Source organism: Vallitalea sediminicola, assembly GCF_054408565.1.
Genome location: NZ_BTPT01000009.1, coordinates 1 through 16,894, shown reverse-complemented (window position 1 = coordinate 16,894; position 16,894 = coordinate 1). Strand labels below are relative to the sequence as shown.

Below are 16,894 nucleotides of genomic sequence, written 5' to 3'. Positions count from 1 at the left end.
GCATATAATGATTGAGCGAGGGAAAATTTCATATAAGCAACTGATTAGTATAATTGTTATGACCATTTCGCCTACAGCTATTTTATATCTACCTACTTTAACTTATAAAGAAGCCAAGCAAGATGGTTGGATTAGTATTTTATTAGTAACCGTATATGCTGTTTTTATTGCTTATATTATTATTAATCTTAATAAAATGTTTGAAGGTAAAACAATCATTCAATATAGTGAAGCTATAGTTGGTAAATATGCTGGTAAAGTAATAAGTTTTTTGTATTGTATTTTATACATTCATCTTAATGCAACAGTCATTAGAGAATTCTCTGAGGTATTGGCTGGTCCATTTATGCCAGAGACACCCTTATTATTTTTTACTATAGGTATAATGTTACCATCGATATTCGGAGTCTATAAAGGCATAGAAGTAATAGGAAGAACGGCACAAATCATTTTTCCGATATTTATAGGAGCAGTATTAATAATTATATTGTTAGGGATAAATGATATGGATTTTAGTAGACTACAACCAATATTAGCTGAGGGATACAAGCCTATATTAAAAGGTGCTTCTAGGCAAATAAGCTGGTTCAGTCAAACGATTATTTTAACAATTATTATGCCTTTTATTAATATACCAAAGAAAGCTGGTAAGATGACGTATATAGCTATAGTAATAGTAAGTTTACTGATAGTTTTAGTTAATATTAGTATCGTGATAACTTTTGGAGAAGAAGTTGAATTAATGAACTATCCATTTTTATCATTTGCTAGATATATAAGTGCCGTAGAATTTATTGAGAGATTAGATTCTATTATTATGTTTTTATGGATAGGTGGAGTATTTATAAAAATAGCAGTTCTGCATTATTGTGCTGTCATTGCTATAAGTCAATTATTTAATGTTAAAGATTATCGTATTCTTTCTATTCCTGTAGGTGCAATGCTCATTATATTATCTAATACTTTATGGGGAAGTCTAACAGAATTAAAAGAAAGTATTAAATTAATAAATATTCCTTTTAATACCATGGTTCAAGCTGGTATTCCCACTGTTTTGATTGTTATAGAAAAGATAAAGAGGAGATTCATTCATAATGAGAAATAAAATGATTTTAATCTTATGTATCATATTACAAGTATCATTATTATCTGGCTGTTGGAGTAAAAGAGAATTAGATGATATTACCATTTTATCTGGTATAGGTGTTGATAATCTTGATGATAATAAATTATTATTAACTATGCAAGTTATACTTCATAGAGAAATGAAGATAGAATCTCAGTCTGGAAAAAGAGGAGCTGAAAGACCTACTCAAAATGTAGAAGTAATAGGTAATTCACTTATTGATGCTAACAGAAATTTTCTTCTTCAGACAGGTAGAAGGGGATATTGGTCACATATAAGCGTTATTGTAATTGGTGAGGAATTTGCAAAAAAAGGAATATCCTCAATTCTTGATGTATTGGAAAGAGATAATGAAATTAGACAAAGAACTTTAATATTAGTGGCAAAAGGTAATGCAAAGGATATTCTTATGGCTGAAACAATTGATTTAGAGGTTATTCAAGCCTATAACATTAAAGATATGCTGAAAAATTCTCATGATGTTGGGAAAAGTGTAAAAGTTGATTTGCGTAATTACTTTCTGATGAGTTCAGAAAAGAATAATAGTTCATTTATTCCAGGTATTAATACCATTCAAACTACTGAAAATACAAGTAATCTAGAATTAAATGATACAGGTATATTTAAAGAGGACAAACTTGTAGGATGGTTCAACGAGACTGAAACTAGAGGATTACTATGGGTATTAGATGAAATTAATGGGTGTATGACTGAATTTAATTATCCAGATGAAAAATATGATCCTGTTATTATAGAAGTTCTACGGTCTAGAACAAGAGCAGAACCAGTAATCGTGAATAATGTTTTAGAAAAAATGGTATTGAATGTGTCAGCCCAAGGAAAAATAGCGCAATCAAATGAATATGTGGATATAACTAAAGGTGAAGGAATTAATGAGATTGAAAAACACACAGAATCAGTAATTAAGAATAAAATGGAAGAATGTATAAAAAAAGGTAAAGAATTTAATGTGGATATTTTTGAATTTGGAGAAGCAGTTTATAAAAAGAACCCTAAGTTATGGAAGGTTATAGAAGAATATTGGGAAGATGTTTTTGTATCAATACCTGTTGAAATTAATGTAGATATGGAAATAAAAAGGACAGGACTTATTTCAAAGAGTAGAAAAAGTGAAGGAATGTAGTGTAATGCTTGAAGATGGAAAAATATCATATAGATGTGTAATTGGAATTATAATTACGACTATTGCACCTACAGCAATATTATATTTACCTACCATAACTTATAAAGAAGCTAAACAAGATGGTTGGATTTCAGTACTGATAACTACAATACTTGGTTTATTAGTTGTATATGTGATTACAGAATTAGGAACCATGTACAAAGATAGAACGATAATTCAATATAGTGGAGATATTATAGGTAAGATTCCTAGCAAAATTTTAGGATTTCTTTATTGTTGCCATTTTATATATATTAATACTTTTATTTTAAGAGAATTTGCAGAGTTATTAGCTGGTGCATTCATGATTGAAACACCTATATTATTTTTTATCATCGGTATTATTTTACCTTCAATTTATGGAGTTTACAAAGGACTGGAAGTGATTATAAGGGTAAATCAGATGATATTTCCTGTTTTTATGATATCGATTTTGGCTATAATATTATATTCAATAAAAGATATGGATTTCACTAATATGTTACCTGTGTTTGAAAATGGCATTGAGCCCATAATATTAGGGGGATATAGAAATCTATTATGGTTTACAGAAGTTTTTGTTATTGCAATGTTCATGCCGTATATTAATAAGCCTGATAAGGTGAGAAAATTATCTATGATTGCTATAATAATAATTGGTTTATTAGGAGCTTTGATTAATGCAAGTATTGTTGCTACGTTTGGAAGAAATACAGAATATTTAACATATCCTTATTTGTCATTAGCTAGATACATTAGTGTAGGATTTATTGAGAGATTAGATTCTATAATAATGTTTATGTGGATTGCTGGAGTATTTATAAAGATAGCAGTATTTCATTATTGTGCAACTCTAGCTATAGGGCAATGGTTAGAAATCAAAAAATTTAAATTTCTAGCATTTCCAATTGGTGTATTATTGGTAATCTTATCATATGTACTATGGGATAATCTTACTATGTTGAAATATGAAATAACATATATTGCTATATTACCATTTATTATAATGCAAGGTGTTATTCCTGTTTTACTATTTTTATTAACTAAATTAAAAAAAATGTTATTAAAAAAAGTTAGAAAGTATTGAAATATATAAATAATATTCAAAATTCTATAATAATTACTTGGAAAATATTTAAAATTGTATTATACTAGTAATATCATTATTATTTCATAAGGGAAAAATTGTAAATGATTTTCAATTGCATAGTTATAATACATTGTTACATCACTATGCCAAAGTAAAATGAATTTAATTCTTAATATAATTAGTTTATATGGTCATATTATCTTAAAACTGTTAGTAGATTAATATAATATAGTATGTGTTTAAATTAATAGTTTTTATTTATCTTAGATAAACTTATAGCAACTTAATTATTTCTAACTCAATGGACAAAACTCTCTTGAATTAACTTTAATAATGCTTAAAGTCATTTCACATAATTATCAACAATAATATTTCTGTTAAAATTCAGCTATGATATTTAATTATTTGTCTATATACAATAATATAGTAGATTATTTAATTCTTTAATGCTAAAAATCCGTAATATTTACAGCGTGGGAGCCTCAAGTGATATTCATAATTATTTGATGATTAGAATACCATTAATAAATGGAGTTTTTATTCATTAAGGTATTCATCATATATAAGCAATTTTTTTGAACTTTATAAATTTCAATAAGGTTTATTAATTATTGCAAAAAAAACCTAGGGGTGTGATTTATGGAGGAAGTAATTAGTTATTTAAAGAAAAAGAGTCAACTAATTTATGACATCAATTGCATCAAAAAATATATTGAAGGAGGGGACTATGACAAGAATCTGAAAAGTACTTGGGAACGTTACAAGAAAGAACTAATTGAAATTAACAAAAAAATCGAAAAGCTTAAAATACCACAGCTTCAAGAATTTGATAATAAAAAACAGATTATTATGAGTTCAATTAAAGAGCATGAAGAAAAAATCAAACTATTAAAGAAACAGTTAAAAAATATTGATAAAATAATAATCAGATTACAAACAGATTAATAACACGACTGTTTCAAGTAAATAGTAGTAAGGAGAGTAGATATGGATAAGTTGAAAAAATGTCAATGCGAAGATATGAGCGAAGAAGAAAAAATAGCCATGATAGGAGAATTCATTGAAGAATATAAAAATAAAGAAGGGTCTCTAATACAAGTTCTACATATTGCTCAAACAATTTACGGTCATCTACCTATTAACATCCAAAAAATAATTGCAGATGGATTAGACAAGCCTCTATCAGAAGTTTCTGGTGTTGTAAGTTTTTATTCTTTTTTCTCCACTGTCCCAAGAGGAAAGTATGCTATAAGAGTCTGTCTTGGAACAGCTTGTTATGTTAGAGGCGGTAAAAAAATCCTTGATAAGTTACAAGAAATATTGGGCATTGGTATAGGTGAAACTACAGAAGATAAAAAATTTACTTTAGAAGTAATGAGATGCATAGGAGCTTGTGGCTTAGCTCCTGCAATATCGATTAATGATACAGTATATAAGCAAGTAAATCCAGACAAACTCAGTGGAATACTAGAGAAATATTAGTTGAAGGAGATGAAGTCATGGCAAAGATATTGAATATCAATGATTTGAAAAAAGTAAAAGATCAATTTGATGAAATGATAAAAACATATCAGTATAATCTACATGTATGTTTTGGTGCTGGATGTATTTCTTCAGATTGTAAAGAAGTAAAAGATGCTCTGGTAGAAGCTTTGAAAAAGTATAATTATTATGAAAAAGTATTAATTACTGAAACTGGGTGTATAGGAGCTTGTCATCTTGGTCCATCACTTCTTGTAGAGCCTGGAAATATCTACTATATTAAATTACAACCTGATGAAGTGGAAGCGATAGTAATTAAACATATCATTGGTGGAGAGATAGTAGAAAATAAGTGTTATTATGATGACGTTTTGAAAAAACATATACATAAATTAAATGATATACCATTTTTTGAAAAGCAGAAGAAGATTGTATTAAATAATTGTGGACAAATTGATTTTAGTTCTATTGATGAGTATATAGCCAAGGATGGTTATAGGGCAGTTGGTAGGATATTTGAAAACAAATGTCCAGAAGAAGTTGTGAAAGCTGTCAAAGATTCTGGACTAAGAGGTAGAGGAGGAGGAGGATTTCCAACAGGACTAAAATGGGAATTCGCTGCAAAAAGTAAATCAGATACGAAATATGTAATTTGTAATGCTGATGAAGGTGACCCTGGAGCATTCATGGATAGAAGTCTACTAGAAGGTGATCCTCATGCTGTTATTGAAGGTATGACTATTGCTGGTTACGCAATAGGCGCTAACAAGGGTTATGTATATGTACGTGCTGAATATCCTTTAGCAGTAGAGAGATTGAATATTGCTATTGAAAAAGCTAGAGAATATGGACTATTATCAGATAATATTATGAATAGTGGTTTTTCTTTTGATATAGAAATTCGTATTGGAGCAGGAGCTTTTGTATGTGGTGAAGAGACAGCACTTATGAATTCAATAGAAGGGAAAAGAGGAGAGCCAAGACAAAAACCACCATTTCCATCTGATCGAGGTTTATTTGATAAGCCATCAATTATTAATAATGTAGAGACATTTGGAAGTGTACCTTATATCATCCTATATGGTGCTGACTGGTTCAAAACATTTGGAACAGAGAAAAGTAGTGGTACGAAAGTATTTGCGTTAGCAGGTGCTATCCATAATACGGGTATTGTTGAAGTACCTATGGGGGTAACACTAGGCGATATCGTATATGATATAGGTGGTGGTATTAAGGATGGGAAAAAATTTAAGGCAGCACAAACTGGTGGACCATCAGGTGGTTGTTTAACTAGTAATTGCCTTAATATTCCTATAGATTATGATTCATTGAAGTCAAAAGGAGCTATTATGGGTTCTGGTGGACTTATTGTCATGGATGAAGATAACTGTATGGTTGATGTAGCGAGATTTTTTATGGAATTTGTTCAGGAAGAATCCTGTGGCAAATGTGTTCCTTGTAGACTTGGTACTAAGAGAATGTTAGAAATTCTTGAAAGAATAACTCAGGGTAAAGGTGAAGAAGGAGATATAGAAAAATTAATAGAGCTTGGAGAGACCATAAAAGAAACTGCTTTATGTGGTCTTGGACAAACTGCTCCTAATCCTGTACTTAGTACTATTAGAGAATTTAGAGAAGAGTATGAAGAACATATAAGAGATAAAAAATGTCGTGCGGGTGTATGTTCGGATCTTTTTATTTCTCCTTGTCAAAATGCTTGTCCTGCTGGTGTTGATGTTCCAGGTTACATAAGCCTCATAGCTGCTAATAGATTAAGAGATGCATATAATCTAATTAGAAAAGATAATCCATTTCCAGCTGTTTGTGGTAGAGTATGTACACATCCTTGTGAAAGTAAATGCCGGCGTGAGCAATTAGATGAATCACTTGCAATAAGAGATCTCAAAAGGTATATAGCAGATACTATTCTTGAATCTGATGAACCTTTTGACGATTTGAAATTCCCACCAAAAGGGAAATCAATAGGAATCATTGGAGCAGGACCATCTGGTCTTACTTGTGGTTATTATCTATCAAGATTAGGTTATGATGTTACTGTATATGAATCTCATGATACAGCAGGTGGTATATTGAGATATGGTATTCCAGAATATCGTTTACCAAGAGATATATTGCAAAAAGAGATAAAGACCATTGAACAAGCTGGCGTCAAAATAGAACTTAATATTGAAGTCGGTATTGATGTGGATTTTGATAAATTGAGACAAGAACACCATGCAATATATGTGGCAACTGGTACACAATACTCTAATAAAATTAATGTTAAAGGCGAAAACCTGAACGGAGTATATCATGGACTTGATTTTCTAAAAGATGTCAATAAAGGTAAAGATGTCAAGGTTGGTAAGAAAGTGGCAATAATCGGTGGAGGTAACACTGCAATTGATGCTGCAAGGGTTGCTCTTAGATTAGGTGCACCTGAGATACATATTCTATACAGAAGAAATATTGAGGATATGCCAGCCGAGAGAAGAGAGGTAGAAGAAGCTCTTGAAGAAGGTATTATTATTCATACACTTGTATCACCTATAGAGATTATAGGAGAAGACCATGTGGAGAAAATAAAATTGGTCAGATTAGAGCAAGGTAATTTTGATGTAACTGGAAGAAGGAGACCTACAATAATTGAGGGTTCAGCTTTTGATATGGAATTTGATATGATTATTCCTGCTGTCAGTCAACATTCAGATCTTCCTTTCATTAATAAAGATGAAGTAGAAATGACTAAATGGGGTACATTTGTTGTAGATAATAAGAGTAAGATGACTAATATAGATGGTGTATTTGCAGGTGGTGACGTAGTAAGAGGACCAGATACTGTCATATGGGCAATAACTGATGGTAAAGAAGCTGCTATCTCTATAGATAAGTTTTTAGGTGGAGATGGAGTTCTTAACACTGGAAAGGATATAGAGATTCCAAAACCAGACGCTGATGTAAGGGTTTCTGAGCATATGAGATTTGAGATGGATAATGCATCATCAGAAGAAAGAAAAAATAACTTTAAAGAAATATCAAAAGGATTCCATAGACTTAATGCTATTGCAGAATCCATGAGATGTTTAAGATGTGACAAAAGATAGGAGGAGTAGTAATGGTAAGAATAACAATAAATAATAAAGAATTTGAAGTACCTGAGGATATTACAATTTTAGAAGCTGCCAAAATGAATGGTATTCTAATTCCTAATTTTTGTTACCTTGAAAATGTTCATAAGAATGGTTCATGTAGAATATGTTCTGTAGAAGTAGAAGGAGCAAAAACTCTTCAAGCATCATGCATGACCAAAGTCACAGATGGTATGGTAGTTCATACTAATACTAAGAAAGTAAGACAAGCTAGAAAAATTATCTATGAGTTAATGCTGTCAGATCATCCAAAAGATTGTCTAAGTTGTGATAGAAACAGACATTGTGAGTTTCAGGAGTTAGGAGAATTATTAGGTATTACAGATAATAGTTATGAAGGTGAAATGTCAGGATGTTACATAGATGACAATAATCCTTGTATAGTGAGAGATTTGTCAAAATGTGTTTTATGTAGGCGTTGTGTAACTATATGTAATGAAGTTCAAGGGGTTGGAATTCTTAACAATCAAAACAGAGGATTCAATACATTTGTTGGTCCTACTGAAGGATTGAATCTTAATGATATCAATTGTACATATTGTGGACAGTGTACTACGGTCTGTCCAGTAGATGCTCTTAGTGAAAGAGATTCTATTAAAGATGTATGGAAAATGTTGAACGAAGAGGGGAAGAGAGTTATTGTTCAGACAGCACCTGCTGTAAGAGCTTCTCTTGGTGAAGAATTTGGTTATGAACCAGGAACATTAGTTACTGGTAAAATGGCTTCAGCACTTCGAGAATTAGGATTTGATGATATATTTGATACTAATTTTGCTGCTGACCTTACTATAATAGAAGAAGGTAACGAGTTATTACAACGACTTGGAAAATTCGTTAATAGGGAAGAAGTAGCTCTTCCTATGATAACAAGTTGTAGTCCAGGTTGGATCAAATATATTGAAAACAGGTTCCCAGAACAATTAGCTCATCTATCATCATGTAAATCACCGCATATGATGTTAGGAGCTCTTGCAAAGTCATATTACGCTGAGAAGATAAATGTAGATCCTGAAGATATTTATGTAGTATCAATAATGCCTTGTACTGCTAAGAAATATGAAATAACTAGAGAAGAGATGGAAAAGGATGTTGATGCTGTACTTACAACAAGAGAATGTGCAAAAATGATAAAAAGTGCAGGCATAGATTTTAATAATCTTCCAGATGAAGAATTTGATAATCCTTTTGGGATTTCAACTGGAGCAGCAGATATATTTGGTACTACTGGTGGAGTTATGGAAGCTGCTATAAGAACAGTTTTTGAGATTTTGACTGGTAATGAATTGCCATTTGAAAATTTACATGTAAAAGAGGTAATGGGTCTTTCATCTATAAAAGAAGGAGAATTATTTATTGAGAAAGCTACAAAAGAGTATAAGCCATTTGAAGGTCAAACAGTAAAAGTAGCTGTTGCAAGTGGATTATCTGCTGCAAAAATACTTCTTCAGCAGATAAAAGATGGTGTATCTCCTTACCATTTCATAGAAATCATGGCTTGTCCTGGTGGATGTCTTAGTGGTGGAGGGCAACCTAGACCAACAACTAAAGATGTAAGAGAAAAAAGGATGGAAGCAATTTATCGAGAGGACGAAGGCAAGAATTTGAGAAAGTCTCATGAGAATCCTTTTATTGTTAAGCTGTATGAAGATTATCTTGGTAAACCACTTGGACATAAGTCCCATGAATTATTACATACTCATTATGTGACACGTGGTTTGTATAATGAGTTAGTCAAATAAATAAAAAACAGGTACTTGTGACGATAAAGTGCCTGTTTTTAATACAAAGTCTTATTTAGTTCGTTCCCGATTTAAGTTGGATTACCCATTTCTTTTATTGCCATTTCTAATGCCTGCTCGCTAGTGATACCCCTTTCAAGATATAAGTGTCAATTTGATCATTTAAATGATTAAGAAGTTTGTTTCTCACCTCATATATAGATAATCTATTATATATGTCAATAAGATATTTAATATCCATCATAGGTAGTTGAATTTATAATTAATAATTATTGATTTATAGAATTTTAAATAGTATCATGGTAAATATAATGAAGTAATTAAAAACTATGAAAAGGAGTATATTATGAAAATAGTTATTTTGGATGCTAATACACTTGGTGATGATTTGGATTTAACAGTTTTTGATGATCTAGGGGAAGTAGATATATATGGATTTACTTCTAAGGATCAAGTTATAGATAGGATTAAAGAGGCAAATGTTATTATAGCTAATAAATCAATTCTTAATGAAAAGAATCTACAACATGCTAAGAATCTGCAATTAATCTGCTTGACTGCAACTGGAACAAATAATGTTGATAAAAGCTATACTAATGCTCATGGAATAGTTGTATCTAATGTGGTAGGCTATTCTACCGATAGTGTGGCACAACATACTTTCGCATTATTATTTTATCTCTATGAGAAGTTATCCTATTATGATAAATATGTAAAATCAGGTACGTATGTTAATGATAAGATTTTTACTCATTATGATAAAAAATATAATGAATTAGTTGGTAAAACGTGGGGAATTATTGGTCTTGGTACTATTGGTAAAAAAGTTGCAACTATAGCTGAATGTTTTGGGTGTAAAGTAATATATTATTCTACATCTGGTAAGAATGATAATGAAGAATATGAAAGAGTTGATTTAGATGATTTACTGATTTCTTCAGATATTATATCAATACATGCGCCCCTTAATGAGAATACGGATAATCTTATAAGTTATGATGAATTTGATAAGATGAAAGATTCAGCAATAATTCTTAATCTAGGTAGAGGAAAAATTGTTAATGAACTTGATCTTACAAAAGCACTTGATGAAGACTTGATAGCTGGTGCAGGGCTTGATGTATTAGAACATGAGCCTATCAATAAAGATAATCCATTATTAGGTATACAAGATAGTACGAAACTATTAATAACACCACATATTGCTTGGGCAAGTGTAGAAGCAAGAAAAAGAGTAGTTGTTGAAGTTAAAGAGAACATTGAATCATTTCAAAAAGGAACACCAAGAAATATTGTAACTGATTAATTAACATAAAGGGGCTTATTAAACATTGGTGATTAGTAAATATTAATGTTTAATAAGCTCCTTTTTAGCGTCAATAATTTACTTCCTTAGAGATACAATGTTTTTAGGGAGTCTAATAGAATCATATAATTCAAGATAATCTTCTTTGGAATTAATTTCTGATATATAGTTCTTGCTATAGTTTTTTGATGATATATTGTTAGCAATAATAAAATCAACAGCTTTGTTGTATGCTATGGCAGCTTCAATATCTGTCTTGAATGTACCGATTTTGGTATATCCATTAATATGTATCTTAGATAGGTAAGTTACCTTGTCATTTTTAATTATCTTTTCTACCCCATAGTATTTATTGATTACTATTATATTATGATATCTAAGATTATTACTATCACTGTCTTTAAAGTAGTAATCTTTTTGATTAACTGCGAAATTTTTTATACCATATCTGGAAAGAATATTTATTTGCATTCCATAGTCGTTAACGAATAAATACCCATTCTTCTTAAAAATTTTATGATTAGAGTAATAAAATAAATCATCTACGTCAAAAATTAACTCTGTTGACTGGTCAAGAAAGTAAGAAAAATAATATTTGTGAAGATAAATAGGGTTTTTAACGTAGTATTTATTATCTCTAAAATTAATTAAAACAATAAACTTATGATATGTTAACAAATTTGAATCGGTGTAATCATAGATATCCATTTTACCATTAATTAGGTTCCAAGCTTCTAAATAAGCTTTATGTGCAGATAATTCTGTAGGAAAACTTCCCAGACTAATATGTTTGTTTTGATGAGTTATGGAAGATCTATAATAAATAGTTCCGTTTTTTTTAGTTGCTGTATAAACACCTTTCAATAATGACATGAATTATTAATCCTTTCTTATAACAAAAATATATATTTGTTTGACTATTGATGTATAAAATAATAAATAATGTAAATAATACAAATAATAAGATGTTTTGCATGTAAAAATCCATATATAATTAATCAACTTATTAAAATATATATCGGATGAAGACTGTTATTATATTATATTAATAAAATACAAAATAATACAATAATGAATTGCCTAAAATAGGTAGCAAATATTGGAAGTCATAAAAATATACATATAATTAGTAACAAAATTGAATTTGATATTTTACACAAAAAAAATTTAAAGTGTGTTAAAATCAACAAAAAAATAATTGGAAAAAATAGTAAATAAAGAAAAAGTGCATGAAAATAATAACTGAATATTCTGAACAAACGTAAAATGTACCAAATTATATAGATGTTAGTTGACACATTATGTAAGTTTTACTATAATCGCTATGACAAGCAAAATGTTAAGAAATTATTACGAGCTTGTTAAAAAATTCAATTTCATATGCATGCAAGACAGTCTTAAATTTATGAAATTGTCTATAGTTAAAAAGGAGAAAAATTATGTTTAAAGTAAAGAATCTTCTTAAGGACATGTTTTCCTCGATAAAGCATATACCAAAAAAAGCATATACCAATGGATTAATTATAATTACAGGTTGTGTTATGATAACTGTATTATATCTAGGAGTTAATGGGTTTTTTGGATCGCATACTAATGTAGTAGCTGCTTTAGAAGGAAATGTTGAAGAAGAAACAGATGTTTCGGATGCTAAGTCTATTGAAGATGAGGAATCTGTTGTTGAGCTTGATTTAGGGACTGACCAGTTTGTCATTAGTCTTGGTAAATTATTAAAAGAGCAACAAGAGAAAAATAACAAAGAAAAACTAGAAAGTAGTAATAAACAAAAAGTTTTACCTATGAAAGAGCCAGAGGAAAGTAGCGATAGAAAAGAGCTACATACAGCAAGTTATAAACCAAAGGAACAAGAAAATCAATTAGTAAATATTTCTGCCAAAGACTATGAAGCTTTGACAAGGATTGTTGAAGCAGAAGCTACTGGTGAGGATTTAATTGGAAGAATATTAATAGTAAATGTTGTAATGAATCGAGTAAAAAGTTCGAACTTCCCAAATAACATTTATGATGTTGTACATCAAAGTAGTAATGGTAGAGCACAGTTTTCACCTATTACTGATGGTAGATACTTCTCTGTAAAAGTCTCTGACAAGACAAAAAAAGCTGTTGAGAGTGCTTTTAGTGGTGAAGATTACTCACAAGGTGCATTATACTTTGCTGCAAGATGTTTTGCTTCAGAAAAAGCTATGAGTTGGTTTGATAATAATCTTACCAAAGTATACAAACATGGAGTTCACGAATTTTTTAAGTAGATAAATATTTATATATATAAAATAGGCAATCCATGGATTGCCTATTTTTTGTCTCTTTTATTGTATTGTGTTAAAGTAAATAGTATGATATAATCTTAAAAAACATCATAAAAAGGAATGAAACTAATGAATACATTATATAAAAGCACACGTGGTGGTGAAAGTAATATACAATCATCATTAGCTATTATTAAAGGGTTAGCATGTGACGGAGGGCTATTTGTACCTGATGAGATTCCTAAATTAGATAAACCTTTAGAAGATTTGTTAGGTCTTGAGTATAAAGAATTAGCCTATGAAATAATGAAGTTATATCTTACTGATTTTACTGAAGAAGAGCTGAAATATTGTATTAACAATGCTTATGATGATAAGTTTGACTCAAAAGAGATTGCTCCAATAGTTAAAAAAAACAGAGCTCATTACTTAGAGTTGTTTCATGGATCTACCATAGCATTTAAAGATATGGCATTATCTATTTTACCTTATTTAATGAAGGTTTCTGCCAAGAAGCAGAATATTGATAATGAAATAGTTATTCTTACAGCTACATCGGGAGATACTGGTAAAGCTGCTTTAGCGGGTTTTGCTGATGTGGAAGGAATTAAAATTATTGTATTTTATCCTAAAGATGGGGTTAGTCCTATTCAAAAGCAACAGATGGTTACCCAAAAAGGAGACAATACATATGTAGTAGGAATAGAAGGAAACTTTGACGATGCCCAAAATGGAGTTAAGGAAATATTTAATAATACTGAGTTTGCCCAATTAATGGATAGTAATGGGTATAGATTTTCATCAGCCAATTCAATTAACATAGGTAGATTAATCCCACAGATAGTTTATTATTTCTATGCTTATACCAAAATGGTATCTAATGGAGATATTAGTATGGGTGAGGATATTAATGTTGTTGTTCCAACTGGAAATTTTGGTAATATATTAGCTGCGTATTATGCTAAGAATATGGGATTGCCAATTCACCAATTAATATGTGCATCCAATGATAATAAAGTGTTGTATGACTTCATGAATACAGGGGTATATAATAGGAAAAGAGAATTTGTATTGACTATCTCACCTTCCATGGATATCTTAATATCTAGTAACTTAGAGAGGTTATTATATAAAATATCTGGTAACAGGGAAAGTATCATTAATAATCTTATGACTTCTTTATCAAGTAAAGGGGAATATGAAATATCTGATGATATGAAAAAAGGATTAAAGGATTTTTATGGAAATTATGCTACTATAGATGAGACGTATGATGCAATTAAGGAAGTCTTTGATAAGTCAGGATATTTGATTGATTCACATACGGCAGTTGGTAGTTCGGTTTATAAAAAATACAAAATTGATACTGGTGATAATAGAAAAGCTGTTATTGCGTCAACAGCAAGTCCTTATAAATTTACTCGTAGTGTAATGAAGGCTGTTGATGAAAGCTATGAGAAGTATGATGATTTTGAGTTGATTGAAAAGATGAATGAGCTTACAGGAGTAGAGATTCCGAAAGCTATTAAGGATATCATAGGTGCCGAGGTAAGGCATAAGGGAATATGTGATAAAGATAAGATGAAAGAAACTGTAAAAGAGATATTGGGTTTAAGCTAGCGTATGCTAGCTTTTTTCTATTATTGGGCAATGTGTAGGTCAGGGTATAAGTGTTAATAATCACTTGCCTTACCCTGAGAAGCGGTCGGTCTGCATGATTAATAACACTTATACCCTTCGGTGGTACATGTAAGGTAATAAAAGTTGTTGGTTAGTTTGTGTAAAACGGTTGACAATTTATTTAACATGGTATACTATAAAAACATGATAGCATATTATAATGCTATTAGAAGGGTTTGATTAATATGAAGAAAAGTATTTATAGCATAGTTATGTTTGATGAGATTGTTGAGGCTATTGATAGATTGGCATATATTAAGAATACCAATAGATCGCAATTAATCAATGATATGTTAGCTGAAAAGATTGGATTATTGACTCCCCAACAAAAGGTAACTAATATTATGAATAAGATATCTAGATTAGTTGAGACGGAAAGTATTCAAGTGAAGTCCAAAAATGATTACGGGAGTTTACAATTCGGTACTTTTATAAAGTATAAATATAAACCTAGTATCAGATACAGTTTTGAGTTCTATGTTGGTAATAATGAGGAAAGATATGTTGTTCTTAAGATTAACTCAAGATCCAAGTCAGAAGACCTTAATGAGCATCTGGAAAGGTTTTTTAAAGGTATATGCAGTATTGATAAGAAAAGATTTCCTGAGATATACAAGAGGGAGATAATCAATAGGACATATACTAATTCTAATAATAGATTTATCAGAGAGTTTTTAAGGGGAATACCTTTAGAAAAATTGGATGATGAATCTATAGCAGAGTATTTAAGTTGTTATTTATTAATGATTGACGATTCTCTTAATTATTATTTTAATAATTATAACCAAGAAGATGTTTTTTATAACATTGATAAAATATATTGTCAACATTTGAATAATCTTAATTTGTTTTTATAAAGAAGTATGGTTATTATTAATAGGAGGTGCGTGTTATGCCAAATAGCGTAGAGGATTATTATAAAACACTGGGTGTTTCAAAAGAAGCAACAGATAAAGATATACAGAAGGCATATAGAAAATTAGCTCACAAATATCATCCGGATTCTAATACATCAAAAGAAGCAGAAGAAAAATTCAAGAAGATTAATGAAGCATATAATGTATTGAAGGACCCTGAAAAGAAAAAAGCATATGATCAATTCGGAAGCCAATGGGAAAATGGTGGTGGATATTATTCAGGTGATACTAGTTCATGGACAGGTGATGAAGATATATTGAAATCTGTTTTTGACTCTATATTTAGAGCAAATGGATTTGGTAATAGTGGTAGAGGTTCTTTTAAAGGATTTAGTAATTTTGGAGGTTTTACATCCGGTAGAGGTGGATTTAGGCAACAACAGACAAGGGCAGTAAAAGGTCAGAATGCTGAGGCAGAACTTGATATATCCATATCAGATAGTTATCATGGTTCAACTAAGAAGATTACTATAGGAGATGATAAGGGCAATAGACATCAATTGGATGTCACAATTCCTAAGGGTATTATTGAAGGGCAAAAAATAAGATTAAAAGGTCAAGGTAATGGTGGTTATAGTGGAGGACCTAAGGGTGATTTATTAATAAAAGTCCATATCGTAGATGATGAGGACTACAAACTTATTGAGTACGATATATATAAAGATCTGAATATCGCTCCATGGGAGGCTGCTTTTGGAGCGGAAATAGAGATTAGTACTTTAGATAAAAAATTAGAAATTAAAATACCTAAGGGAACACAATCAGGAAAAAAATTCAGATTAAAGAATAAAGGGCTAAAAGGCAAGAAAAAGACAGGAGATTTTTATTTCGTAGCTAAAATAGTAATACCAGAGAAGTTAAACAGAGAAGAAATTAAATTGCTTAAGAAATGGAAAGAAATATCTGAATGGGAAATTAGATAAAGATTATACAATTAGATGAGCACCCTTTTACGAGCGCTCATCTAATTGTATAATCT

At 30.3% G+C, this 16,894-nt stretch carries 13 protein-coding genes; 12 read left to right on the top strand and 1 reads right to left on the bottom strand.

Features of this window, described 5'->3' with window-relative positions:
• Window positions 1-7: 7 nt before the first annotated feature.
• From ACX6CF_RS03755 to ACX6CF_RS03720, 8 genes are all read left to right on the top strand, one after another.
• Window positions 8-1,105 (top strand): GerAB/ArcD/ProY family transporter, encoded by a 1,098-nt coding sequence (locus tag ACX6CF_RS03755; RefSeq protein ID WP_458783964.1) that lies wholly within the window; start codon window positions 8-10, stop codon window positions 1,103-1,105.
• Complete coding sequence (locus ACX6CF_RS03750; RefSeq protein WP_458783963.1) at window positions 1,095-2,270, top strand: Ger(x)C family spore germination protein; 1,176 nt, start codon at window positions 1,095-1,097, stop codon at window positions 2,268-2,270. Before ACX6CF_RS03755 ends, ACX6CF_RS03750 begins: the two co-directional genes overlap by 11 nt.
• The gene (locus ACX6CF_RS03745; protein WP_458783962.1) at window positions 2,257-3,375 is read left to right on the top strand and encodes a GerAB/ArcD/ProY family transporter; all 1,119 of its coding nucleotides are present in this window, start codon (window positions 2,257-2,259) and stop codon (window positions 3,373-3,375) included. The genes ACX6CF_RS03750 and ACX6CF_RS03745 overlap by 14 nt, the downstream gene beginning before the upstream one ends.
• Window positions 3,376-4,017: 642 nt before the next feature.
• Window positions 4,018-4,323: a hypothetical protein gene (locus ACX6CF_RS03740; protein WP_458783961.1), complete on the top strand. Its 306-nt coding sequence runs from the start codon at window positions 4,018-4,020 to the stop codon at window positions 4,321-4,323.
• A gap of 42 nt (window positions 4,324-4,365) precedes the next feature.
• Window positions 4,366-4,860 carry an NADH-quinone oxidoreductase subunit NuoE family protein gene (locus ACX6CF_RS03735; protein ID WP_458783960.1) on the top strand — a complete coding sequence of 165 codons (495 nt, stop codon included), beginning with the start codon at window positions 4,366-4,368 and terminating at the stop codon, window positions 4,858-4,860.
• A gap of 17 nt (window positions 4,861-4,877) precedes the next feature.
• Window positions 4,878-7,964 (top strand): NADH-quinone oxidoreductase subunit NuoF, encoded by a 3,087-nt coding sequence (gene nuoF, locus ACX6CF_RS03730; RefSeq protein ID WP_458783959.1) that lies wholly within the window; start codon window positions 4,878-4,880, stop codon window positions 7,962-7,964.
• 11 nt (window positions 7,965-7,975) lie between these two features.
• The gene (locus ACX6CF_RS03725) at window positions 7,976-9,748 is read left to right on the top strand and encodes an NADH-dependent [FeFe] hydrogenase, group A6 (protein ID WP_458783958.1); all 1,773 of its coding nucleotides are present in this window, start codon (window positions 7,976-7,978) and stop codon (window positions 9,746-9,748) included.
• A gap of 346 nt (window positions 9,749-10,094) precedes the next feature.
• Window positions 10,095-11,054: a D-2-hydroxyacid dehydrogenase gene (locus ACX6CF_RS03720; protein WP_458783957.1), complete on the top strand. Its 960-nt coding sequence runs from the start codon at window positions 10,095-10,097 to the stop codon at window positions 11,052-11,054.
• 78 nt (window positions 11,055-11,132) lie between these two features.
• Here the strand turns inward: ACX6CF_RS03720 and ACX6CF_RS03715 are convergent, their stop codons facing one another.
• A complete protein-coding gene (locus ACX6CF_RS03715; protein ID WP_458783956.1) occupies window positions 11,133-11,927 on the bottom strand; it encodes a hypothetical protein in 795 nt (264 codons plus the stop codon).
• Between the two features lie 566 nt (window positions 11,928-12,493).
• Between ACX6CF_RS03715 and ACX6CF_RS03710 the strand changes: the two genes are divergently transcribed.
• From ACX6CF_RS03710 to ACX6CF_RS03695, 4 genes are all read left to right on the top strand, one after another.
• Window positions 12,494-13,321: a cell wall hydrolase gene (locus tag ACX6CF_RS03710; protein WP_458783955.1), complete on the top strand. Its 828-nt coding sequence runs from the start codon at window positions 12,494-12,496 to the stop codon at window positions 13,319-13,321.
• 126 nt (window positions 13,322-13,447) lie between these two features.
• Window positions 13,448-14,938, top strand: a complete 1,491-nt coding sequence (gene thrC / locus ACX6CF_RS03705; protein WP_458783954.1) for a threonine synthase — start codon at window positions 13,448-13,450, stop codon at window positions 14,936-14,938.
• Window positions 14,939-15,183: 245 nt separating this feature from the next.
• Entirely contained in the window at window positions 15,184-15,855 is a 672-nt protein-coding gene (locus ACX6CF_RS03700; protein WP_458783953.1) for a hypothetical protein, read from the top strand.
• Window positions 15,856-15,890: 35 nt separating this feature from the next.
• Entirely contained in the window at window positions 15,891-16,838 is a 948-nt protein-coding gene (locus ACX6CF_RS03695; protein WP_458783952.1) for a DnaJ C-terminal domain-containing protein, read from the top strand.
• Window positions 16,839-16,894 lie beyond the last annotated feature (56 nt).

Bases quoted from the DNA above. Each gene is read 5' to 3' on its own strand.
- thrC (WP_458783954.1), top strand. From the start codon at position 13,448: ATGAATACATTATATAAAAGCACACGTGGTGGTGAAAGTAATATACAA.
- nuoF (WP_458783959.1), top strand. From the start codon at position 4,878: ATGGCAAAGATATTGAATATCAATGATTTGAAAAAAGTAAAAGATCAA.
- ACX6CF_RS03755 (WP_458783964.1), top strand. From the start codon at position 8: ATGATTGAGCGAGGGAAAATTTCATATAAGCAACTGATTAGTATAATT.
- ACX6CF_RS03725 (WP_458783958.1), top strand. From the start codon at position 7,976: ATGGTAAGAATAACAATAAATAATAAAGAATTTGAAGTACCTGAGGAT.
- ACX6CF_RS03715 (WP_458783956.1), bottom strand. From the start codon at position 11,927: ATGTCATTATTGAAAGGTGTTTATACAGCAACTAAAAAAAACGGAACT.
- ACX6CF_RS03740 (WP_458783961.1), top strand. From the start codon at position 4,018: ATGGAGGAAGTAATTAGTTATTTAAAGAAAAAGAGTCAACTAATTTAT.
- ACX6CF_RS03700 (WP_458783953.1), top strand. From the start codon at position 15,184: ATGAAGAAAAGTATTTATAGCATAGTTATGTTTGATGAGATTGTTGAG.
- ACX6CF_RS03710 (WP_458783955.1), top strand. From the start codon at position 12,494: ATGTTTAAAGTAAAGAATCTTCTTAAGGACATGTTTTCCTCGATAAAG.
- ACX6CF_RS03695 (WP_458783952.1), top strand. From the start codon at position 15,891: ATGCCAAATAGCGTAGAGGATTATTATAAAACACTGGGTGTTTCAAAA.
- ACX6CF_RS03750 (WP_458783963.1), top strand. From the start codon at position 1,095: ATGAGAAATAAAATGATTTTAATCTTATGTATCATATTACAAGTATCA.
- ACX6CF_RS03720 (WP_458783957.1), top strand. From the start codon at position 10,095: ATGAAAATAGTTATTTTGGATGCTAATACACTTGGTGATGATTTGGAT.
- ACX6CF_RS03735 (WP_458783960.1), top strand. From the start codon at position 4,366: ATGGATAAGTTGAAAAAATGTCAATGCGAAGATATGAGCGAAGAAGAA.